The organism is Tropicibacter alexandrii, from assembly GCF_003667315.2.
In the GTDB taxonomy this organism is placed as follows: domain Bacteria; phylum Pseudomonadota; class Alphaproteobacteria; order Rhodobacterales; family Rhodobacteraceae; genus Tropicibacter; species Tropicibacter alexandrii.
This window is the reverse complement of the sequence record NZ_RCTZ02000014.1, coordinates 1-21,361: the sequence shown is the minus strand read 5'-3', so window position 1 is coordinate 21,361 and position 21,361 is coordinate 1. Positions and strand designations below refer to the sequence as shown.

The following is a 21,361-nucleotide window of genomic DNA, read 5'->3' as shown; positions in this document are numbered from 1 at the left end:
TGGAGGTCCCGGGTCTTCGCCCGGGACAGGTGTCACTCGGCCAGAAGGCCGTCGATCACACCCAGCGTGGTCATATCGCTTTCGATCTGAGCCGCCGCATCCCCGGCATTTTGCCAATAGATCAGCGCGCCGGTCTCTGCCGCCAGTTCCTTGGCCTTGTCCGACGCCATGACCTTTTCCGCCGTGGCGATGATCTTGTCCCGCGCGTCCTGCGGCACGTCCTTGTGCACGAACAGGCCGTTCCACAGCGACACGTTCAGGTCGGGGGCCAATTCGCCCACCGTGGGCGTGTCAGGCGTCAGCGCGATGCGCTCCGACCCGATGGAAGCCAGCACCTTGACGTCGTCCAGACAGGGCAGGATCAGTTGCAGCGTGGTGTTGATGACATCCGCGTCTCCCGAAGCCAGCGTGTTGCAATCCAGCGCGTCGAAGGCGGATTCATAGGCGTAGTCGAACCCCTTGGTCTTGGCCAAGGCCATCGTCACCTGTGTCGGGATCAGCACGCGCCCGAAATGGCCCAGCGCCACCTCGTTCTCCTGCGCGTGCGCGGCCAGTTCGTCGATGGACGAATAGGGCGCATCGCCCGACGCGGCGATCACGAACGGATAGGTGAGGAAGATGCCCAGTGGCTCGAACGGGTTGGGGTTCAGCACCGGGATGCCGGTTTGCGGGCCCACGATCGGCACGCCCACCACGAAGGACCCCACGGTATAGCCGTCCGCAGGCGCGCTTGCGACCTCGGCCGCGCCGGGGAAGGGACCGCCACCGCCGCCGGGCTTGTTCACCACCGCCGCAGGCACGCCGTAATCCGCCTGAAACTGGTCGGCGATCATCCGGGTCAGCACATCCTCCAGATCGCCCGGAGGCCATGGCACCACGAATTCCACGGGCTTTTCGGGATACTCGGCCGCAGCCGCCAAGGGCAGGGCCAGCAAGCATGCAGCGGTGCAAAGCAGTTTCTTCACGGTTCTTCTCCTGTTGGGATGCGGGTTCATTATTCAAACCACTGGTTGCAAAAATACTTGCATCCGCAATGATCCTCTGTCAACAAATAGCTTGGCGCCGGATGCAGATTTCCGAGGCCCGTCAGAAGGAAGCGCATGGGCACGATCACCAAAGCCTTGGAAATGCTGAACCATTTCTCTCGTTCACGGCCCGAGATCGGGCTGACCGAGTTCGTCCGCCTGACCGGGCGCGACAAGGCCACCGTGCACCGCCATCTGGTGGAACTGGAACAGAACGGCTTTCTGGAACAGCATGCGCAGACCCGCGCTTACCGGCTGGGTCCGGCGATTCTGCGGCTGTCGGCGGTGCGCGAGGCCACCCATCCGCTGCGCCACCTGATCCGTCCCATCGTGTCCGCGCTGGCCGATGAGGTGGGCGAACTGGCGCATGCCTCGCTGCTACAAGGCGACGAGCTGTCCCCGATCTACCACATGGACCCAAAGCGTCACGGCACGCAGGTGCATTTCGACGAGGCCGAGATGCTGCCGCTGCACGCCACCTCGTCGGGGCTGGCGATCCTTGCCTTTGCGCCCGCGCTGGCGCGGCAGGTTCTGGCAAAGCCCCTGACCGCCTTCACCGAGACAACCCCGGCCACGCCGGATACCCTGCAGGCCTTGATCGACGACACCCGCGCCACCGGGCTGGCCCGGCAGGCGCAGGCTTTCGACTCCGAGGTCACATCGCAGGGCATCGCGTTTTTCGACGCAGCGGGCAAGCCGTTTGGCGCGATCTCCGTCTCGGTGCCATCGGTGCGGGCGTCGGACGAGAAACTGACCGCGATCCAGCCCCACCTGATCGAGGCGGCCCGCGCCGCCACCCGTTCGCTCGGCGGAAGCTTTCCGCCCGACCACCCGCTGTCCTGACCCAAGAGGCCCGCCATGAAAGACGCCAATTTCCTCAAGGAACACAATGCCCGCCACGTCTGGCACCCGATGGCGCATCCCGCCGACAGCCTCGCCAACCCGCCCGACATCATCGTCGGCGGCGAGGGGTGCGAGATCACCGATGTGGACGGCGTGCGTGTGGTCGATGCGGTGGGCGGCCTGTGGAACGTCAACCTCGGCTATTCCTGCCAGCCGGTCAAAGAGGCCATTGCCCGGCAGCTTGACCGCCTGCCCTATTATTCGATCTTTCGCGGCACGACGAATGATTGCGTGATCGAACTGTCTGAAATGCTGAAGGATTTCTTTGCCGAGGACGGGCTGGAGCGCGCCTTCTATACCTCGGGCGGGTCCGATTCCGTGGAAATCGCCCTGCGTCTGGCGCGGCAATACCACAAGATCCGGGGCGAGGCCGGGCGCATCAAGTATCTGTCCCTGAAAAAGGGCTATCACGGCACGCATACGCTGGGCGCGTCGGTCAATGGCAATGCCAATTTCCGCACCCAGTACGAGCCGCTTCTGCCCGGCTGCTACCACGTGCCCGCGCCTTACCCCTACCGGAACCCCTGTAACGAGACCGACCCGGAACGGCTGGCGCAGCTGGTGCTGGCCGATATCGAAGACGAGATCAAGTTTCAGGACCCGTCCACCATCGCCGCCTTCATCATGGAGCCGGTGCTGGGCGCGGGCGGGGTGATCCCGCCCCATGCCAGCTTCATGCCCGGCGTGCGCGCGCTGTGTGACACATACGGCATCCTGCTGATCGCGGACGAGGTCATCACCGCCTTTGGCCGGACCGGCAGCTGGACCGGCAGCCGCCATTGGGGCGTGAAGCCCGATTTCATGTGTACCGCCAAGGCAATCACCAACGGCTATTTCCCCTTTGGCGCGGTGATGATTTCCGGCGCGGTGGCGGAGGTGTTCGAGAGCGACGCCACCGGCAAGGGGGCCATCGGCTCGGGCTACACCTATTCCGGCCACCCGGTGGGGGCTGCGGCGGCGATTGCCTGCCTGCACGAAACCCAGCGCCTGAACGTCCACACCAATGCCGCCGCCCGGGGTGCGCAGTTGTTCGACGGGCTGAAGGCACTGCATGCGAAACACGAGGTCATCGGTGACGTGCGCGGCGGCGAAGGGCTGATGCTGGCCATGGAACTGGTCAGCGACCGCGCCACCAAGACCCCCATCGACAAGGGCACCATCGCGCGCATCCACCGCGCCACCTATGAGGCGGGCGCGATGATCCGCATATCGGGACCGAACATCATCCTGTCCCCGCCTTTGGTGCTGAGCGAGGCACAGGCGGATACCATCCTGACGGCGCTGGACGCCGGGTTCTCGGCGGTTTGACGCCGGGCCGGGCTTGCCAAGGCTCGCCTTCTGCGGGAAGACAGTCCAAGCCCGGAGACACCCATGCCCGATAGACACCGCATCCCCGCCGGATTGGCCCAGACCGCCCGCACGCTGCCGATCGCCCTCTTGCGGGCGCGCGAGGCGGTGATGGAACAGTTTCGCCCGATGCTGGCGGCGCATGACATCACCGAACAGCAGTGGCGCGTCCTGCGGGTGCTTCAGGAAACAGGCCCCTCGGATGCGTCGCAACTGGCACGCCGGGCCTGCATCCTCGCGCCTTCGCTGACACGCATGCTCAAGGCGCTTGAGGCGCGCGGCCTGATCACCACCGGGCGCGACCCGGATGACCGCCGCCGCTGGACCATCGACCTGACGGCGGCCGGGCGGGACTTCATCGCCGGGATTTCTCCGGAAAGCCGCGCGATCTACGACCGGATCGAAGCCCATTTCGGCGCGGACCGGCTGGACGCGCTTCTGGACGAATTGCATGCGCTTCAGGACGCGGTGAGCGGCCAGACCTGATCCACCGTCTGTCATGAAACCATGACACAGCGCCGCTATCCACCGGGCAAGTGATTCACCGGGGGATTGCCGATGACCGAAATCGATCCGTTCCGCTTCGTACTGGGCTGCCTATTCGAACCGTGCCGGCAGAGCGTGTTCCGCCAATGCTGGCGCTGGCTGAGGGGCGACCGCCCCCGCCATTACACCCCGTAATACTCCCGGTACCAAGCGACAAACGCGCCAATCCCCTCGCGCACTGACGTGGTGGGCTTGTAGCCGGTCAGGTCGTGCAGCAGGCTGGCCTCGGCCCAAGTGGCGGGCACGTCGCCGGGCTGCATCTCCATGTAGTTGCGCTGCGCCTTGACGCCCAGCGAGTCCTCGATCGCCTCGATGAAGTCGAGCAGACGCACCTTGGTCGAGTTGCCGATATTCACGATGCGGAAGGGCGCAACGGGCGACAGGCTGTCATTCGCGGCGATCTCCTCCGCCGAGGCGGGCCGCACCGGTGCGGCGTCGATCAGCAGGCGAATGCCGCGCACCAGATCCTCGACATAGGTGAAGTCGCGATACATCTCGCCGTGATTGTAGATGTCGATCGGGTCGCCGTTCAGGATCGCCTTCACGAACTTGAAATAAGCCATGTCGGGGCGGCCCCACGGCCCGTAGACCGTGAAGAAGCGGAACATGGTCACCGGCAAATCGTGGAGGTGGGCATAGCTGTGCCCCATCGCCTCGGTCGCCTTTTTCGTGGCCGCATAGATCGTCATCTGCGTGTCGGCCTTGTCGGTTTCCCGATAGGGCATTTCGGTATTCGCGCCATAGACGGACGAGGTCGACGCCATCAGCAGATGCCGCACGCCGTTGCGCCGCGCCGCCTCCATCACGTTGAAGGTGCCGACCACGTTGGCGTCGATATAAGAGCGCGGGTTTTCAAGGCTGTAGCGCACGCCCGCCTGCCCGGCCAGATGCACGATCACGTCCGGCTTAAACCCGTCGATCACCTCGTCGATCCGGGCCGTATTCTCCAGCATGCCTTCGGTAAAGCCAAAGCGCGGCGATTGCAGCAAGGCCTGCGTGCGGCGCTGTTTCAACGTGACGTCGTAGTAATCCGTCATGCCGTCATAGCCGTGGACGGTATAGCCCTCGTCCAGCAGCAGCCGGGCCAGAAAATAGCCGATGAAGCCGGCGGTGCCGGTGATGAAAACCCGTTCCATGAAACCCGTCCCGTGATCAAATCCCGCCCCGCCCCTAGCATCAAGGGCGGGATGTGGCCAGCCTCAGTCGCGCGCGTAGACGTCCTCGTAGCGGACGATATCGTCTTCGCCCACATAGGCGCCGGTCTGCACCTCGATCAGGACCATCGGCACCTTGCCCGGGTTTTCCATCCGGTGGACGGCGCCGAGCGGGATGTAGACCGACTGATTCTCTGTCACCAGCTTGACCTCGTCATCGACGGTGACGCGCGCCGTGCCCTCGACCACGATCCAGTGTTCGGACCGATGAAAGTGGCTTTGCAGCGACAGCGACGCGCCGGGATGGACAAGGATGCGCTTCACCTGAAAGCGGTCGCCGACCACGAGGCTTTCGAACCAGCCCCATGGGCGGTGATCCTTGGGGAATTGCGTGGCCTGAACCGCGTGCTTTGCCTTCAGCGCGGTGACGGCCTTTTTCACATCCTGCGCGCGGCTCATATCGGCGACCAGAACCGCGTCATTCATCGCCACGGCCATGATGTTGCTCAGACCGATGCCCACGACCTCCAGCCGGTTGCCATCGGCGCGCAGCAGCGTGTCGCGGCAGTCAATGGCGGTCGCGCCCTCCGAGGTCACGACCCCATCCGCATCCGGCCCGCTTTCGCGCCAGACCGCGTCCCAGCCGCCCAGATCGGACCAGCCAGAGGCAAAGGGCACGACCGACAGGTTGCCCGCGCGTTCCATCACCGCGTAATCGACCGAGATGTCGTCGGCCTTCGACCACGGCTCAGGCGCGAGGCGCAGGAATCCAAGGTCGGGCTTGGCCTGATCCAGCGCGTCGGACACGGGGTCCATCAGGTCGGCGGCATGGGTCTTGAACGCGGCGATGATGTCGGCGGCGCGGAACAAGAAGATGCCCGCGTTCCACATATAGGTGCCCGCGTCCAGCATCGCCTGCGCCGCGGCGCCGTCGGGCTTTTCGACGAAGCGCGCCAGCTTGACCGGGCCGCCCTCTGGCTTGCCCGCCAGTTCCAGATAGCCATAGGCGGTTTCGGGATGGGTCGGCTGGATGCCGAAGGTGACCAGATCGCCTTGCGCCACTGCCGCCAGCCCCTGTTCGACCGCCGCATGAAACGCCGCGACATCCGGCACCACGTGATCCGACGGCGCGACCAACAGGATCGCGTCGGGGTCGGTCTTGGCCGCCAGCAGCGCCGCCGCAAGAATCGCGGGCGCGGTATTGCGCCCCTCGGGTTCGATCACGATGGCGCCCGGGTCAATCCCGATCCCGTGCAGTTGCTCGGTCACGATGAACCGGAAATCCGAGTTGGTCAGCACCATCGGCGCGGCAAAGGACAGCGCCCCGGTCTTGCCGGACAGCCGCCGGGCCGAGGCCTGAAACAGCGTTTCCTCGCCCATCAGCTGAACGAATTGCTTGGGGTAGCTCTTGCGTGACAACGGCCACAGCCGGGTGCCCGACCCGCCGCAGAGAATCACGGGAGTAATCGAAGTGGCAGTCATGTCTCAAATTCCGATAAAGAACGCTTCGCGTCGAGTTTTCTTGGATTAGCCCTGTCTCTGCAACCCCATATTCCCCACCAGTCGTCGCGCCTCGCGGCGAGCCGGTCGAAGGGTGCGCCCGTTTTTTGGGCAGTCATCGGCACTGTGCCGCAGGTGCAAACAATTTCATCTTGTATCCCTGCCGAGCGCGTATAGAAGGTGCCCAAACTTAGTGCTATTGGGCAAGCGAATTTAGTCAGACATGGGCGCGGGCACAGGCCGGCGCCCCCGGTCCGACGCTAATCTTAGGGGTGATACATTGTCCGCCACCATCAGTGAGCAACTGGTCAGCAAGATCAAGAGCAAGGACGCCCTGATCGGCGTCATCGGACTGGGATATGTCGGCCTGCCGCTGGCCCTCGCGATTTGCGACAAGGGGCTGCGGGTTCTGGGCTTCGATGTCGACGAGCGCAAGCCGCAGCAGATCGCAGCGTCCCAAAGCTATCTCAAGCACATCCCGTCCGAGGCCATCGCCCGCGCGCAGGCCACCGGCCTGATCAGCGCCACCAGCGACTTCGACCGGCTGGGCGAACCGGATGTGCTGGTGATCTGCGTGCCAACCCCGCTGGACCGCCATTACGAGCCCGACCTGTCCTACCTGCTGGACACCACGCGCGAAATCGCCAAGCGCCTGCGCAAGGGTCAGCTGATCGTTCTGGAGTCGACCACCTATCCCGGCACGACGGATGAGGACATGCGCCCGATTCTCGAAGCGACGGGTCTGAAGGCGGCCGAGGATTTCCTGCTGGCCTTCTCGCCCGAGCGCGAGGACCCGGGCAATGCGCTGTTCTCGACCTCAACCATTCCCAAGGTCGTCGGCGCCGATGACGAAGGCGCGCGCGCGGCGGCCACGGCCTTCTATGAACATGTGATCGAAACGGTCGTGCCGGTGTCGTCGACCCGCGCCGCCGAGGCGACGAAGCTGACGGAAAACATCTTCCGCTCGATCAACATCGCGCTGGTCAACGAGCTGAAGACCATCTTCGAGCCGATGGGCGTGGATATCTGGGAGGTGATCGACGCCGCCAAGACCAAGCCCTTTGGCTTCATGCCCTTCTATCCCGGGCCCGGTCTGGGCGGTCACTGCATCCCGATCGACCCGTTCTACCTGACATGGAAGGCGCGCGAATTCGACATCCGCACGCGCTTCATCGAACTGGCGGGCGAGATCAACTCGGCCATGCCGTCGCGCGTGGTGGAAAAGCTGGCCCTGGCCATGGACCAGCGCCTGCGCAAGGGTCTGAACGGCTCGAAGGTGCTCGTGATCGGCGCGGCCTACAAGAAGAACGTCGACGACATGCGCGAAAGCCCGGCGCTGCGCGTGCTGGAACTTCTGGACGAGCGCGGCACCGAGACCAGCTATTACGACCCCTACGTTCCCGTCATCCCGATGACCCGCGAGCACCCCAATCTGGCGGGCCGCGAGAGCGAGGACTGGAGCGACGAGATCGGGGCCCGCTTCGACGCGGTGCTGATCGTGACCGATCACGACGATGTCGACTATCAGGCGCTGCTGACACATGCGCCGCTGGTGGTGGATACGCGCAACGCCTGCCGCAAGGCGGGGGCCTCGGGCGATAACCTGGTTCTGGCCTGACAGGCGGAGCAACACCGGACGGAACCGCAGGGGGTGACATGACAGTCGACACGAGCGGCGAACAACCCGTGGCCAAGCCCGGCAAAAGCGTCCTGCGCCGCCTGCGTGACGGCTTTGGCTGGAGCGTCCTTGGCAATCTGGGTTGGCGGTCACTGACCGCCGCCAGTTCGGTGCTGGTGGCGCGGGTGCTTGGGCCCGTGGGCTTTGGCGAGTTGGGCATCCTGCGCTCGACCGCCAACATCCTGACGACGCTGGCGGTGTTCCGGCTGGGCACCACGGCGAACAAGCATGTCGCCGAGTTCCGCGAGACCGATCCGGTCCGTGCCGCGCGCATCCTGTCGATGACGCTGTTCGTGTCCGCGGTACTTTGCGCGCTGTTCGGGGCCGTCTTGCTGTTCGGCGGCGGCTACATCGCCACCACCTATCTCAACAATCCCGGACTTAGCCTGCCGCTGCGGGTCGGCTCCGTCTTCATGTTCTGCCAAGCCTACAGCGCGGTGCGCGAGACGATCCTGATCGGCACGGAGCAATTCCGCGCCTACGCCCGCGTCAACATCTGGAAGGGCGCAACCACCGCGGTCCTGATGCCGGTCGGCGCGTGGTTCTGGGGCGTTCTCGGCGCGACGCTGGGGCTGAGCCTTGCGGCGCTGCTCAGCTTCGTCATCCTCGAAATCCATGTCCGCAAGGCACTGGCGATGCACGGCATCAAGGGCAATCTGCCGTTTCGCGAATGGCGCTCCGAGGTGTCGATCCTGTGGACCTTTGCGCTGCCCGGGCTGATCACCGGGTTGATGACTGCGGGCTGCTACTGGCTGGGCCGCGTCCACCTTGCGGGGGCGGAAAACGGGTTTCAGGAACTTGGCCTGTTCGAGGCTGCGAACCAGTGGCGCACGATGATCCTGTTCGTGCCCGGATCGCTGTCGCTGGTGGCGCTGCCGATCATCGCGGGCACCTACGGGCAGGCGGACAAGTCGGAATTCCATAAGGCGGTGAGCCTGCAATTCAACGGCATCCTCGCCATTGCCCTGCCGGTCACGGTGGTCACGATCTGCCTGTCGGACTGGCTGATGGTGATCTTTGGTGACGCCTATGACGACGGCGCGATGGTGCTGCCCGCGCTGATGATCAGCGTCGCGTTGTTCGCCCTGAACCAGTCGCTGCGCAAGATCATGGACGGCACCGGCCATGTCTGGCGGCACACCGCGCTGTCGGTGATCTGGGCGCTGGCCTTCCTGCTGCCGCTCTATTTCATCTGGGAAGAGCCGACGGCGATCTCGCTGGCCTATGCCTATCTCGTGGCCGAGGCCGTGATGGCACTGGCGTCGCTGGCATATATCATCGTGCTCCTGTCGCGTCAGTTCCTGCGGCAGACCGCGATTCCGATCCTGATCGCAATCGGCAGCAGCGGGCTCAGCGTCTTTGCCTTTTCCGAAGGCTCCATCGCGTTGATGGCGGTGTCCGTCATCCTCTCGCTCGCGCCGCTCGGCTATATCTATCTGGAGTATCGGACATGAAGCGATCCATCATCCTGCTGGCCGATTACATGAACGATCTGAGGCGCTTCAAGCGGCACTCGGCTTTTGGCAAGACCGCCGGGACCGTGCCCGCATTGCTTGAGGCGCGGTTGATGATCGCGGCGCATGGCCTTGAAAAGGCGCTCAGCTTTCGCGGGTTCGAACCGCGCCGGGCCAAGGCCAAGCTCGCCAACACGCTGAAACTGATGGGCCAGCATCGCCGTCTCGGCCTGCCCGAGGATGCGACGGCCATGCGCATGGCACAGGATGCCGTCGCGAATTATCGCCGTGTCCATGACGAGGCCGGGATCGACATTTCCGACCTGCTGCCCGAGACCGACGGTCTCGACGATCCGGCCACCGCCGAGATCGCGCGCAGTGTCCGGCAGGTCGGCCCCGACGCCCTGACCGCCGACGAACGCGCGGCGCTGATCAAGGGCCTGAACACCCGCGCCAGCATCCGCGAATATGGCGAGGATCCAATCGACCCCGAAACCGTCCGGCAGGTCGTGCGTGACAGCCTTGCAACGCCGTCGGTCTGCAACCGTCAGGGCTTTCGCGTGCATGCGACGCTGGACCCCAAGGTCATCCGGACCGCGCTCGGGCATCAAAATGGCAATTCCGGTTTCGGCGACCGCGTGCCCGGCCTGTTCATCGTGACCTGTTCGATGACGATCTTTTCCACCTCCAGCGAACGCAACCAAGCCTTCGTCGATGGCGGGCTTTTCTCGATGAGCCTGATGCTGTCCCTGCACGCGCATGGCTTTGGCGCCTGTCCGCTCAACTGGTCGGCCAGCTATCGGCAGGACAACGCCCTGCGCGCCGCCGTCAGCATCCCGGATGACGAGGTCGTCATCATGATGATCTCCTTCGGCCCGCTGGCCGAGGACACCAAGGCCGCTGGATCGCGCCGCTACGCGCTGGACCATGTGCTGAAGGATCTGGAGGCGCGGACATGACCTCGGGCGGGCGCTTTCCCCTGATCTATATCGCTGGCTCCGGGCATAGCGGCTCGACCCTGCTCGAGATGTTCGTCAGCGGGGCCGAGGGTCATGTCGGTCTGGGAGAGATCTTTCAGCTGGTGGATCGGCGCAATCCGATCGTCGACAATCTTGACGGTCACTTGTGTTCCTGCGGGACGGGTGTGGCCGACTGTGTGTTCTGGAAGCCGGTGATCGCGCGCCTGTCCGATATCCCGCGCGACGACGAAAACGCGCGTTACCGTGCCTTGGGCGAAGCGGTGGCAACGCATTTCGGCCCCGGCACGGTCATGGTCGACAGTTCCAAGACACCCGAGGGGCTGGAGCGCGCCATTGCCTCGGGGGCCTTCGACATCAAGGTGTTGCACCTCGTGCGCGACGTGCGGTCGTGGCTGGTGTCGATGCAGAAATCCTATCGCCGCAACGGCGTCGCCAGCTGGGCCGAGAACCGCAAGCGCGCCGGTCTGGCCAAGGGCACGGCGAAATACCTTCTGCGCCACCCGATGGCCGACGCGCGGCAATGGCAGCGCCTGAACACTCGCGTCGAAGAGATCGTGAAGCGCAACGGCCTGCCGGTGCTGCCCGTCTCCTACGAACGGCTGTGTTTCGACACCGCCAGCGTGAAAGGCGAAATCGAGGCCTTCATCGACGCGCCGATTGCCGATTATGGCACGCCCGGCGCGCGGGCCGACAATCACAGCATCTTCGGCAACCGGATGCGGTTCGAGCCGGAGAAACTCCAGACCATCCGCTATGACAACGGCTGGTTCCATGACACGACCTGGCTGTTGCCGTTCGTGCTGTCGCCGGGGTTGCGGCAGTTGAACTCGCGGCTGGGACAAGGACGAAAGGTCTCTTGATGCGCATCGGCGTCCTCACCTTCCATTCCAGCCGGAATTTCGGTGCCAACCTGCAAACGCTGGCAACGCAGGAAATGCTGCGCAAGCTGGGCCACGAACCGGTGATCGTGAACTATGTCGACGAGGCCAAGCTGGCCGCGTTCGAAAAGCTTGTGCCCGATGCCCAGATCGCCGAGCACGACGCCTTTGCCGACCGGTATTACAACCTGTCGCCCGCGCTGACCTCGACCGAGGCGGTTGCGAACTACTGCCGCGAGAACTTGGATGGGGTGGTGACCGGCTCGGACGCGGTGTTCCGTCTGGCCACGCCTTATGAGCCCAAGCGGCTGGCCAAGAAGCTGCTGGGCAAGAAGAACCCGTTCGACGCGTTCAGCTGGGATCGGGATGTGCCGCCCTTCTTCCTGCCCTTCGATGCGCCCAACCTGATCAAGGGCTCGATCGCCGCCAGTTCGCGCGGCACGTCGTTTTACTACCTGCGCCCCTCGATGATGCGGCAGGTGGGCGCGGCGCTGCGCGATTTCGACTTCGTCACGGTGCGCGACGACTGGACCGCCAAGCTGGTGCGCTGGCTGTCCATGGGCGCCGCCACCCCGCATTACAGCTGCGACCCGGTCTTTGGCCTGAACAGCGCCTTCACCGTGCCCGAGGACGAAAAACCGACCGAGGACCTGTCCAAGACGATCCTGCTGACCGGGTCCTTTGACGCGGACTGGACCAAGCGACTGGTCTCGGTGATCCACGATCGTGGCTATCAGGCGGTGACCTTGGCCAACCCGCATGAAAAGGAAGGCAACCCGCTGGTCGATGGCGAGCTTGGCCTGCCGATGTCGCCGCTGCGCTGGTATTCCTCGCTCGCGTCCTGTGCCGGGTTCATCGGGATGCGGTTCCACGGCTATGTCTCGTGCCTTGCCAACAACACGCCCGTCGTCACCATGGACGTGGCGAAACCGCGCTTTGGTCATTGCGACCCGCGCAACCCGAATTACGACCTCGCGCGCCGCGCCGGGATCGACGGCAACTATTTCGTCCGCCGCGACCTGATGCAGACCGCCCCGGAAACCGTCATGGATCGGCTGTTTGATGCCGATACGCAGAAAAAGGCGGATGCATTTGCGGCAAAGGCGCCCGACATTTTGTACGGTCATCTGGGCCGCTTCGAACAGATCGCGCAATCGCGGAAGGGATAAGACATGGCTGAACAGAATCTGGCTTCGGCCTATGCTGGCGAAAAGGGCGAAGCCTATTTCAAGGGGCGCGGTCAGGACAACCTGATGCACCTTGGCTACCGGCTTCAGGCGCGGTTCTACCGCCCGCACCTGACCAAGGACATGACCGTGCTGGATTTCGGCTGTGGCAATGGCTCGATGGCCGCTCTCTTGCGTGAGGACGTGGCCGAAGTGGACGGGCTCGAAGTCAACGACATGCCGCGCGCGCTGGCCCGCGACAGTTTCGACCTGACGGTGTATGACGGGCTGGATTCGATCCCCGAGGACCGCAAATACGACGCGATCGTGTCGAACCACGTGTTCGAACACATCCCCCACCCGATCGCCATGCTGCGCGACCTGCACAAGATCCTGAAACCCGGCGGCAAGGTCATCATCATGGTCCCGGTCGAGGATTTCCGCACCGCGCGCAACGCCGACTGGCGCAGCCCGGACGTCAACCAGCACCTGCATACTTGGACGCCGCTGCAATTCGCGCACACCCTGCGCGAGGCCGGGTTCGAGCCGCAGGAGGTCCGCACGATCACCAGCGCATGGACGCACAAGGCGTTCTTCCTCGGCGACGGGGCCTTGCAGGGCCTGTTCATGAATCTGTTCTCGCGCCTGAAAAAGCGCCGCCAGCTGCTGGCGGTGGCCACATCTACAGAAGGCGCGCAGTAGGCATGACCGAACGGTTGCAGTTCCATTCCCTCGACATGCTGCGCGGCATCGCGGCGGTCTCGGTGGCACTGTACCACGCGGGCTGGGTGCATGCGGCCACCCGGCTCGATATGCTGCCGCATACCGTGCTGATGGTGGACCTGTTCTTTGTCCTGTCGGGCTTCGTGATCAGCTACAATTACGAACAAAGGTTGCGCACGACCTCGGGCGCGGCCGAGTTCATCAAGCGGCGCTTCTGGCGTGTCTGGCCGCTGCACATGGTCATGCTGGCGGTCTTCATCGGGATCGAGGTGCTGCGCTTTGCCTACGAAGCGACGCAGGGCGTCACCCTCGCGCCGCCAGCCTTTTCGCGGCAATATTTCGAAAGCGTGCTCGCCAATACCTTCCTCGTGCAGGCGCTCGGGCCGTTTGCCGATCACGCCCGGATCAATGCCGTCAGCTGGTCGATCAGCGTCGAGTTCTACACCTACCTGCTGTTTGCCGTTTTGTGCCTCACCGGGCGGCTGCGGGGCGTGCTGTTGCTGGCCGCGGCGGTAGGGTCCGCGTGGATATTGCTGAACATGCATGGCCAATTGACCGGACGCGCGCCGATCTTTGGCCTGTATCGCTCGGTCTGCAGCTTTGCCATCGGCTATTTCGCCTATCAGGGCTTCGTCCTGCTGCGGCACCGGGCGGGTCAGGTTGACCGGCGCCTGTGGTTTCTTGCCGGGTGCGGCATCCTAGGTGCCACCGTCTTCTGGGGGTTCGAAACCTTCGGTGACACGCGTGCCGAACTGGCGATTCCGCTGGTCTACGGCATCGCCATCCTGTGCCTTGCCTTCGGCGAGCGGCCCGGAGACTTTGGCCAACCGGTCTTTCGGCCGATGCTGTGGCTGGGGCAGGTGTCGTATTCCATCTACATGGTCCATCTCGCGATCAACTGGTTCTTCGTGCAGACGCTGCGCGTCATTCTGGACTGGGACCGTGTGCCCGTCGACGGCATGCAGGACAAGTTCTATGGCGGGTTCCTGATGGGCAATCTCGTCCTTGTCCTGTACCTCGCCGCGGTGTGCTGGATCAGCCATCTCAGCTTTCGCCATATCGAGAACCGGTTCCGCATTCGTGGGACCAAACCGCTGGCCAAAGACCGGTACGTGAACAGGGGACACGCATGAAGATTGCTTGGGTCACCCGATCCTTTCTCGATTACCGGATCCCGGTCTTTCGCGAGGTCGACGCGCTGACGAATGGCGGGCTGTACCTGTCGTGGTCCGGTGATTACGTCCCCGAAAGCGTCACGGCAAAGGCCGTGGCCACGCTGGGCGACCGGGCCTTTCCGCTGACCGGCGAGGCCAAGGTCGGCAGCGAAGACCAGCATCACATGGCCAACAGGAACGTCTCGTTCCGCTGGCAGCCGGGGCTGATGAAGCATATCCGCGCGCTCGACCCGGATGTTCTGGTCTGCGACGGTTTCTTCAAATGGACGCTGCCCGCGCTACTGCACCGGGTCCGGCACCGCACGCCGCTGGTGATCGCCTACGAGCGTACCCGGCATACCGAACGCAATGCGCAGGGGCTGCGGACGCTGTATCGCAAGGGCGTGGTCCGGATGACCGATGCGATGGATTGCAGCGGCCAGCTGTGCAAGGACTACACCGTCGAAGACCTCGGCATGGACCCGGCCCGGATCACCATGGGCCATATGAGCGCCGATACCGAGGGCTTGCAGGCCGCCGTCGACGCCATCAGCGCCGAGCAGATCACCGCCCTGCGCGACCGCTACGGCCTGCGCGGGACCGTTTTCCTGTATGTCGGGCGGATGGACGACCGCAAGGGCGTGCGTGAATTGCTGGCGGCGTGGCGCAGCGCGGGCCTCGGCCCCGATCAGGCCAGCCTGCTGCTGGTGGGAGACGGTCCGCTGCGCGAGGACCTGACCGCGGGCAGCGCCGATCTGGGCAATGTCGTCTTTGCCGGGCGCATCCCCTATGACGAGATCGCGCCCTATTACGCGTCTGCCGATGCCTTCGTGATTTCCACGCTCGAAGACAACTGGTCGCTGGTGGTGCCCGAGGCGATGGCCTGCGCGCTGCCGATCCTGAGTTCGACCTATAACGGCTGCTGGCCGGAACTGGTCCGGGCCGAGAACGGCTGGACCTTCCTGCCAGAAGATGGCCCCGGATTTGCGCAGGTGCTGCAACAGGCGGCGGCCAAGGGGCGTGACGGGCTCGCCGCGATGGGGCAGGCCTCGCGCGCGTTGGTGCGGCAATACGGGCCGGAAAACGCGGCGCGCTCGATCGTCGAGGCCTGCGAGATGGCCATCGCGCATCGCAAGAGGTAAGGGGTCGGCGTGCGGATCTTATACGGGGCTCTCTGGGGGTTGATGATCCTGTCCGTGATGCGGACGACGATCATGGTGCGCCGCCGCGACACGTCGGAATTCGCCAGCGTCGACGGATCGGCCTCGCTCGCGGTGCTGATCGTGGCGCTGCTGCTGGGTCTCGCGATGATCAACCCGCGCACCCGCCGCGTCCTGATGGACATGCGGCGCAGCTCGGCGATGGTGTTGCTGATCTATTTCTGCATCGGCCTGCTGAGCGCGCTCTGGTCCGCCCTGCCCGCCTTCAGCATCTTTCGCGCCGCGGAGGTCATCGCGATCTTCATCACCGCCTATATCCTGATGTCGCGCCACACCAACTTTCTCGAAGCCGAACGGACGGTGCTGCGGGTGCTGCTGGCCGTCACGGTCCTGAGCTTTCTGCAACGGGCGATCAACGTCGGCATCAGCATCGAGGGCCTGCACACCAACGTCTATACCGTCACCGCCGGTCTTGGCGTGCTGTATTGTTTCGGCGAAAGCTTCGGGACCGACAAGGCCCGGAAAAAGATGCTGCGCCGCAAGGCCCTGCTGTTCCTCTTCTTCCTTGGCATCGGCACCAGCGTCGGGTCGAACATCGGCGTCGTGATGGGGCTGATGGTGATGATGATGATGCTGGGTTTTGGCCGTGTCATCATCCTGCCGGTGCTGTCGCTTCTGCTGCTGGTCGCCTTCCTGTCGGGGGCGATGACTGACCTGCTCACCAGCACGGTCTTTTCCGGCCGGAGCATCGAGGACCTGTCGAACCTGACCGGCCGCAACGTGCTGTGGGCCGCCTATCTCGACGGCTTTGCCCAGCGGCCCTTTACCGGCTACGGCTTCGCCGTGGGCGCGCGTCTGGATACGTTTGGCGTGCGGGCCACGACCAACACGCATAACGGCTTCCTCGAAGCGATCCTCGGCATGGGGCTGATGGGCATCTTCGTTCTGCTTTACTACGTCTACGCGCTGATCCGGGAATCGCTGTTTGCGCGTCGGATGCGGGTGCCCGGCGCGATCGGCATGGCCGGTGGCATCGCCATGCTGATGGTCAACAACAATTCCAAGTCGATCATCGGCGGCGCTTATGACCCGACCCATGTGGGCGTGTTCGTGATGCTGGCGTTTTTCCATTACTGCGTCTATCGGCAGGCGCAGGTGCGGCGGCAGATGCAGGACAGGGCGCCCTTCGTCGACCCCCGCATGGCGGCACAAACATGAAGCTGTTGTTCGTCCATAACCGCTATGGCAAGCGCAGCGGCGAAGAGATCATGCTGGAGCGCATCGTCGACCTGCTGCGCGCGCGCGGCCATCATGTCGATACGCATTTCGCCGACAGCGCCGAGATCAGCGGCATCGGCGGCAAGCTGGGCGCTGCCGCCTCTGGCCTGCGTTCGGCCTCATCCATCAAGGCTCTGCGCGCGCGGATTGCGCAAGACCGGCCCGACCTCGTGCAGGTGCAGAACCTGTACCCGCTCATTTCGCCCGCCGTCCTGCCGGTGATCCATGACGCGGGTGTGCCCATCGTCATGCGCCTGTCGAATTACCGGCTGGTCTGCCCCAACGGGTTGTTCCTGTCCCATGGCGAGGTCTGCCGCGCCTGCGCCGGGGGCCGGGAATGGAACTGCATCACCCGCAATTGCGAGGACAGCCTGTTCAAGTCCACAGCCTACGCCGCCCGCAACGCATGGGCGCGCAGGCGGGGCTATTACCGCGACAACGTCACCCGATACTACGCCCAGACCGCCTTTCAGCGCGAGACGCTGGTGCAGGAGGGCTATCCCGCCGACCGCATCGACGTGATCCCCAACATGATCGACCTGCCCGATCAAGCGCCGGAGCCGTCCGAGGGCGGCTATGTCGGGTTTGTCGGGCGACTGAGCGCCGAAAAGGGCGTCGAGACGCTTATCGACGCGGCCCGCCGCCTGCCGGATGTGCCCTTCCGTTTCGCGGGCAATCCCGGCCCGTGGGCCGACCGCACCGACCTGCCGGACAATGTCACCCTGCTGGGCAATCTCGACGGGGCGGCCCTGTCCGCGTTCTACCGTGAGGCGGCGCTGATCGCCGTGCCTAGTCTGTGGTACGAGGGCTTTCCCGGCGTCATCATCGAAGCGATGGTGCAGGCGCGCCCCGTGATCGTGTCCGATATCGGCGGCCTGCCCGAGATCATCGCCCCGGGCGAAACCGGCCTGACCACGCCGCCGGGCGACGAGGCTGCCTTGGCCGCGGCGATCCAGACGCTTTGGGCCGACCCGGCGCGGCGCAAGATGATGGGCGCGGCGGGTTATGCCCGCGTCAGCCAGACCTATACCCGAGATCAATATTACGACCGCCTGATGGCCACCTATGAAAGGGCGCTCGGCTAGATGCTGTTCAATTCGTGGGAGTACATCCTTTTCCTCGCGGTGGTGGTCGGGATCTATTTCACCGCGCCGTTCCGGTGGCGCGTGCCGTTCCTGCTGGTGGCGAGCTACTTCTTCTACATGCAATGGAGCTGGAAGCTCGCCTTCCTGATCGGCTTCGTCACCCTGTTCAACTTCGAGGCCGGGCGCCGCATCGCCCAGACCGAAGACCGGTTCACGCGGCGCGCATGGCTGTGGTTCGCCTGTGTCGTGTCGCTGGGGATCCTCGGGTTCTTCAAGTATTTCAACTTCTTCAACGACAGTTTCCGGACCATCTTCGAGATGGCGAACATGACCTACATGGTGCCGCATCTCGATATCATCCTGCCGGTGGGGATTTCCTTCTTTACCTTTCAGGCGCTCAGCTACCCGATTGACGTCTATCGCGGCGCGCATGGGCCGGAACGCAGCGTGATGCGGTTCTCGACCTACGTGGTCTTTTTCCCGCAGCTGATCGCCGGCCCGATTGAACGCGCCACGACGCTGCTGGACCAGTTCAGCACCCATCACCGGTTCGACACCCAACGCTTCGCCGAGGGCGCGCGGCTGATCATCTGGGGTCTGTTCAAGAAGATCGTCATCGCCGACCGGCTGGCGCTGTATGTCGATGACATCTACGCCCATCCCGAGCTGCATGACGGCTCGACCCTGCTGCTGGCCACCTACTTCTTCACCTTCCAGATCTATTGCGATTTCAGCGCCTATTCCGACATCGCCATCGGCAGTGCCCGGATGCTGGGCTACGATCTGATGAAGAACTTCAACCTGCCCTATTTCGCGCGCACCATCACCGATTTCTGGCGGCGCTGGCATATCTCGCTGACCAGCTGGTTCACATCCTACGTCTACATCCCGCTGGGCGGCAGCCGCACCAGCCTGCCGAAATGGATTCGCAACGTCTGGATCGTCTTCCTGCTGAGCGGGCTGTGGCACGGCGCGGCGTGGACATTCGTCGTCTGGGGTGGGCTGCACGCCGCGTATTACATGGTGCAACGCGGCTGGCACGCGATCCTGCCCGTACCCGACCGCCCGTCGCTGCTGCGCAGCGCCTTCGGCCTGCTTGTGACCTTCCACGCGGTGGTTCTGGCTTGGGTGTTCTTCCGCGCCGCCTCGATCGAGGATGCTTGGATCGTCGTCACCCGCATCCTGACCGATCTGGGCGGCATGCCCGACCTTGGCTCGTCACGCTTTTCGACGATGGTGAACGTGCTACTGATCTTCTTCCTGCTCGCGGTGCAGACCGGGCAGGTGCGCGGCTGGTTCTCGTTCTACTTCTCCGAAAGCCGCGTGCCGCGCCCGTTGCAGATCAGCGGCCATGCGCTGCTGTTGTGCGGGATCGCCTTGTTGGGCGCGTCCTCCTCTGCCTTCATCTACTTCCAGTTCTGAAGGGGCGATGATGCGCATATCCGACAATCTCAAGGCCCAGAAGGCGCAGCTGATCCGGTTGGCACAGGGCGTGTTGCTGGGGCTGATCGTGTTCTTTGCCGCTGACCGTGGGCTGGATGCGGTGCTGATGCGGGGGCTTGATCGCTATTTCGGGCTGGAAACCGAGGATACCGTCCTTCTGGTCGGCCATTCCCACGTCGTTCTGGGCATCGACCGGGTGCGGCTGGAACGCGACCTTGGCACGCCCGTTTCCAAATACGCCCGCGCCGGTGCCCAGCTTGAGGACCGTATCCTCATGGCCCGGCACTATGGCACCCTGCATCCCGACGGCCCGCGCGCCATCGTGTTTGGCGTCGACGGGCACATGTTCTCGCCGCGCGGGCTGAGTTCCAACGCGCATCGGCTGTTCTATCCCCATATGGGCGACGAAATCGTCGATGCCTACCTGCGCGACCACGCCCTGTCTTGGCAGGAATACGTGACCCGGCAGGTTGTGCATCTGGCGCGCTACAATGATGTGCTGCTTAACGTCGCCCGGCGGGGCTTGAGCGGCGACTGGTCCAGCGGTGTGGGCGGGCGGTTCGATCCGGAACGGCTCGCACGCGAGGCTGAGCTTGGGGAAACCCGGCCCATCGCCATCGACGCGGCCCAAGTGGCCCAGTTCGACGCCTTCCTCGCCGAGGCGGACGCCAAGGGCTGGCCCGTCATCCTCACCTTCGTTCCCACGACCGAGGCTTGGAATGCGCTGGAACCTGACACATTCACCGAGGTCCTGACCCTGCTGAAGGGCTTTGCCGACACCTACGAGAGCGTACAGTTCCTCGATCTGCGTGACCCGTGGTCGAGCCAATACGACCTGTTCGCCGATCCCATCCACCTGAATGCCAAGGGGCAGCGTCTGGTGACCGAAGACCTCGCCACCCGTCTTGCCCCGCTTTTGCCCGAAGGACAGTGATATGACCCGCCCAGACATGCCCGTCGAAGACATCATCGGCTATCCCGTCACCACGCTCACCCGTGCGCAGGTCCGGGATCGCGTCAAGGCATGGCTGTCCGAGACAGGCCCGGCGCGCATCTTTGCCTGTGCCAACCCGCATTCGCTTCATGTTGCCGAAAGCGATCCCGCCTTTCAGCGCGCGTTGCGCGAGGCGGATTTGCTGACGCCGGACGGGATCGGCATCGTGATCGGCTCCAAATGGCTCAAGGGTCAGATCCGCGACCGGATCACCGGCCACGACGTGTTCGAAGACACCTGCGACCTGCTCAACGAGACCGGGGGCAGCGTGTTCTTTCTCGGCTCGACCGAGCATGTGCTGGCTGAGATCAAACAGCGCCTGCCGCAGGACTGGCCGAACATGCGCCTTGCCGGCACCTATTCGCCGCCTTTCCGGCCCGAGTTCTCTGATGACGACAATGACGCGATGATCGCGGCGGTGAACGCCTCGAACGCGGATGTTTTGTGGGTCGGGATGACGGCACCGAAACAGGAAAAGTGGATCGCCCAGAACGCGGACCGTCTGAACGTGCGGTTCATCGGTGCGATCGGGGCGGTGTTCGATTTCTACGCCGGAACGGTTCCGCGGTCGCCTGCGGTGTTCCAGAAGCTTGGGATGGAATGGCTGCCGCGATTGATGCGCCAGCCTAAACGGCTGTGGCGGCGGAATTTCGTCTCCAACCCCAGCTTTCTGGCCCGCGTCGCCCGCGCGCGGCTGCGCGGTTCCCGCTGACCGCGCAGGCGCGTGCCGATACGTCGGCAGCGCGACGCTTGGGTCGTCGCGCAGAGCATACTTGCAAGCTTAGTTGTGTCGCAGCGGCAGCGTTTTGGTGTGGTTTTGGCTATCCTGGATGCAAAAAGCCGCCCTGAGGGCGGCTGTGGCGGCCTGTTCTCTGTAAGTGGTTGCGGGAGTA

The 21,361-nt window shown here is 64.2% G+C and carries 19 protein-coding genes; 16 read left to right on the top strand and 3 right to left on the bottom strand.

The features are described 5' to 3' along the window. Positions 1–32: 32 nt before the first annotated feature. Complete coding sequence (locus D8Z78_RS16770) at positions 33–965, bottom strand: tripartite tricarboxylate transporter substrate binding protein (RefSeq protein ID WP_240672160.1); 933 nt, start codon at positions 963–965, stop codon at positions 33–35. 135 nt (positions 966–1,100) lie between these two features. Between D8Z78_RS16770 and D8Z78_RS16765 the strand changes: the two genes are divergently transcribed. The 3 genes from D8Z78_RS16765 to hpaR all read left to right on the top strand — a co-directional run bounded on the left by D8Z78_RS16765 (position 1,101) and on the right by hpaR (position 3,761). After that, positions 1,101–1,868, top strand: coding sequence for an IclR family transcriptional regulator (locus tag D8Z78_RS16765; RefSeq protein WP_121632999.1), 768 nt, complete (start codon positions 1,101–1,103; stop codon positions 1,866–1,868). 15 nt (positions 1,869–1,883) lie between these two features. Further along, on the top strand, positions 1,884–3,236 hold the full coding sequence (locus D8Z78_RS16760; RefSeq protein WP_121632997.1) for an aspartate aminotransferase family protein: 1,353 nt from the start codon (positions 1,884–1,886) through the stop codon (positions 3,234–3,236). Positions 3,237–3,299: 63 nt separating this feature from the next. Beyond that, positions 3,300–3,761: a homoprotocatechuate degradation operon regulator HpaR gene (hpaR, locus tag D8Z78_RS16755; protein WP_121632995.1), complete on the top strand. Its 462-nt coding sequence runs from the start codon at positions 3,300–3,302 to the stop codon at positions 3,759–3,761. Positions 3,762–3,943: 182 nt separating this feature from the next. Here hpaR and D8Z78_RS16750 read toward each other — a convergent pair whose 3' ends face one another. Continuing rightward, entirely contained in the window at positions 3,944–4,957 is a 1,014-nt protein-coding gene (locus D8Z78_RS16750; protein WP_121632994.1) for an NAD-dependent epimerase/dehydratase family protein, read from the bottom strand. Positions 4,958–5,020: 63 nt separating this feature from the next. Continuing rightward, a complete protein-coding gene (locus D8Z78_RS16745) occupies positions 5,021–6,457 on the bottom strand; it encodes a mannose-1-phosphate guanylyltransferase/mannose-6-phosphate isomerase (protein WP_121632992.1) in 1,437 nt (478 codons plus the stop codon). Between the two features lie 298 nt (positions 6,458–6,755). Between D8Z78_RS16745 and D8Z78_RS16740 the strand changes: the two genes are divergently transcribed. The 13 genes from D8Z78_RS16740 to D8Z78_RS16680 are packed head-to-tail and all read left to right on the top strand — an operon-like array spanning position 6,756 to position 21,180. Continuing rightward, positions 6,756–8,093, top strand: coding sequence for a nucleotide sugar dehydrogenase (locus D8Z78_RS16740; RefSeq protein ID WP_240672159.1), 1,338 nt, complete (start codon positions 6,756–6,758; stop codon positions 8,091–8,093). Between the two features lie 38 nt (positions 8,094–8,131). After that, entirely contained in the window at positions 8,132–9,607 is a 1,476-nt protein-coding gene (locus D8Z78_RS16735; RefSeq protein ID WP_121632988.1) for an oligosaccharide flippase family protein, read from the top strand. After that, positions 9,604–10,566, top strand: coding sequence for a nitroreductase family protein (locus D8Z78_RS16730; protein WP_121632986.1), 963 nt, complete (start codon positions 9,604–9,606; stop codon positions 10,564–10,566). Before D8Z78_RS16735 ends, D8Z78_RS16730 begins: the two co-directional genes overlap by 4 nt. Then, positions 10,563–11,447: a hypothetical protein gene (locus tag D8Z78_RS16725; RefSeq protein ID WP_121632984.1), complete on the top strand. Its 885-nt coding sequence runs from the start codon at positions 10,563–10,565 to the stop codon at positions 11,445–11,447. Before D8Z78_RS16730 ends, D8Z78_RS16725 begins: the two co-directional genes overlap by 4 nt. After that, positions 11,447–12,634 (top strand): polysaccharide pyruvyl transferase family protein, encoded by a 1,188-nt coding sequence (locus D8Z78_RS16720; protein WP_121632982.1) that lies wholly within the window; start codon positions 11,447–11,449, stop codon positions 12,632–12,634. Before D8Z78_RS16725 ends, D8Z78_RS16720 begins: the two co-directional genes overlap by 1 nt. A gap of 3 nt (positions 12,635–12,637) precedes the next feature. Beyond that, the gene (locus tag D8Z78_RS16715) at positions 12,638–13,333 is read left to right on the top strand and encodes a class I SAM-dependent methyltransferase (RefSeq protein ID WP_121632981.1); all 696 of its coding nucleotides are present in this window, start codon (positions 12,638–12,640) and stop codon (positions 13,331–13,333) included. A 2-nt stretch (positions 13,334–13,335) separates the two neighbouring features. Beyond that, on the top strand, positions 13,336–14,487 hold the full coding sequence (locus tag D8Z78_RS16710; RefSeq protein WP_164932992.1) for an acyltransferase family protein: 1,152 nt from the start codon (positions 13,336–13,338) through the stop codon (positions 14,485–14,487). After that, the gene (locus D8Z78_RS16705; protein WP_121632977.1) at positions 14,484–15,650 is read left to right on the top strand and encodes a glycosyltransferase family 4 protein; all 1,167 of its coding nucleotides are present in this window, start codon (positions 14,484–14,486) and stop codon (positions 15,648–15,650) included. The genes D8Z78_RS16710 and D8Z78_RS16705 overlap by 4 nt, the downstream gene beginning before the upstream one ends. 9 nt (positions 15,651–15,659) lie before the next feature. Beyond that, positions 15,660–16,886, top strand: coding sequence for an O-antigen ligase family protein (locus D8Z78_RS16700; RefSeq protein WP_128910834.1), 1,227 nt, complete (start codon positions 15,660–15,662; stop codon positions 16,884–16,886). After that, complete coding sequence (locus D8Z78_RS16695; RefSeq protein WP_121632973.1) at positions 16,883–18,031, top strand: glycosyltransferase family 4 protein; 1,149 nt, start codon at positions 16,883–16,885, stop codon at positions 18,029–18,031. The genes D8Z78_RS16700 and D8Z78_RS16695 overlap by 4 nt, the downstream gene beginning before the upstream one ends. Continuing rightward, a complete protein-coding gene (locus tag D8Z78_RS16690) occupies positions 18,032–19,453 on the top strand; it encodes an MBOAT family O-acyltransferase (protein WP_121632971.1) in 1,422 nt (473 codons plus the stop codon). A 10-nt stretch (positions 19,454–19,463) separates the two neighbouring features. After that, positions 19,464–20,408, top strand: a complete 945-nt coding sequence (locus D8Z78_RS16685) for an SGNH/GDSL hydrolase family protein (RefSeq protein WP_121632970.1) — start codon at positions 19,464–19,466, stop codon at positions 20,406–20,408. Between the two features lies 1 nt (position 20,409). Then, a complete protein-coding gene (locus D8Z78_RS16680) occupies positions 20,410–21,180 on the top strand; it encodes a WecB/TagA/CpsF family glycosyltransferase (RefSeq protein WP_121632968.1) in 771 nt (256 codons plus the stop codon). The last annotated feature ends 181 nt before the right edge of the window (positions 21,181–21,361 follow it).

Coding starts and splice junctions, on each gene's coding strand:
- D8Z78_RS16765 (WP_121632999.1), top strand. CDS start 1,101: ATGGGCACGATCACCAAAGCCTTGGAAATGCTGAACCATTTCTCTCGT.
- D8Z78_RS16715 (WP_121632981.1), top strand. CDS start 12,638: ATGGCTGAACAGAATCTGGCTTCGGCCTATGCTGGCGAAAAGGGCGAA.
- D8Z78_RS16710 (WP_164932992.1), top strand. CDS start 13,336: ATGACCGAACGGTTGCAGTTCCATTCCCTCGACATGCTGCGCGGCATC.
- D8Z78_RS16760 (WP_121632997.1), top strand. CDS start 1,884: ATGAAAGACGCCAATTTCCTCAAGGAACACAATGCCCGCCACGTCTGG.
- D8Z78_RS16680 (WP_121632968.1), top strand. CDS start 20,410: ATGACCCGCCCAGACATGCCCGTCGAAGACATCATCGGCTATCCCGTC.
- hpaR (WP_121632995.1), top strand. CDS start 3,300: ATGCCCGATAGACACCGCATCCCCGCCGGATTGGCCCAGACCGCCCGC.
- D8Z78_RS16735 (WP_121632988.1), top strand. CDS start 8,132: ATGACAGTCGACACGAGCGGCGAACAACCCGTGGCCAAGCCCGGCAAA.
- D8Z78_RS16730 (WP_121632986.1), top strand. CDS start 9,604: ATGAAGCGATCCATCATCCTGCTGGCCGATTACATGAACGATCTGAGG.
- D8Z78_RS16685 (WP_121632970.1), top strand. CDS start 19,464: ATGCGCATATCCGACAATCTCAAGGCCCAGAAGGCGCAGCTGATCCGG.
- D8Z78_RS16745 (WP_121632992.1), bottom strand. CDS start 6,457: ATGACTGCCACTTCGATTACTCCCGTGATTCTCTGCGGCGGGTCGGGC.
- D8Z78_RS16695 (WP_121632973.1), top strand. CDS start 16,883: ATGAAGCTGTTGTTCGTCCATAACCGCTATGGCAAGCGCAGCGGCGAA.
- D8Z78_RS16750 (WP_121632994.1), bottom strand. CDS start 4,957: ATGGAACGGGTTTTCATCACCGGCACCGCCGGCTTCATCGGCTATTTT.
- D8Z78_RS16725 (WP_121632984.1), top strand. CDS start 10,563: ATGACCTCGGGCGGGCGCTTTCCCCTGATCTATATCGCTGGCTCCGGG.
- D8Z78_RS16705 (WP_121632977.1), top strand. CDS start 14,484: ATGAAGATTGCTTGGGTCACCCGATCCTTTCTCGATTACCGGATCCCG.
- D8Z78_RS16720 (WP_121632982.1), top strand. CDS start 11,447: ATGCGCATCGGCGTCCTCACCTTCCATTCCAGCCGGAATTTCGGTGCC.
- D8Z78_RS16690 (WP_121632971.1), top strand. CDS start 18,032: ATGCTGTTCAATTCGTGGGAGTACATCCTTTTCCTCGCGGTGGTGGTC.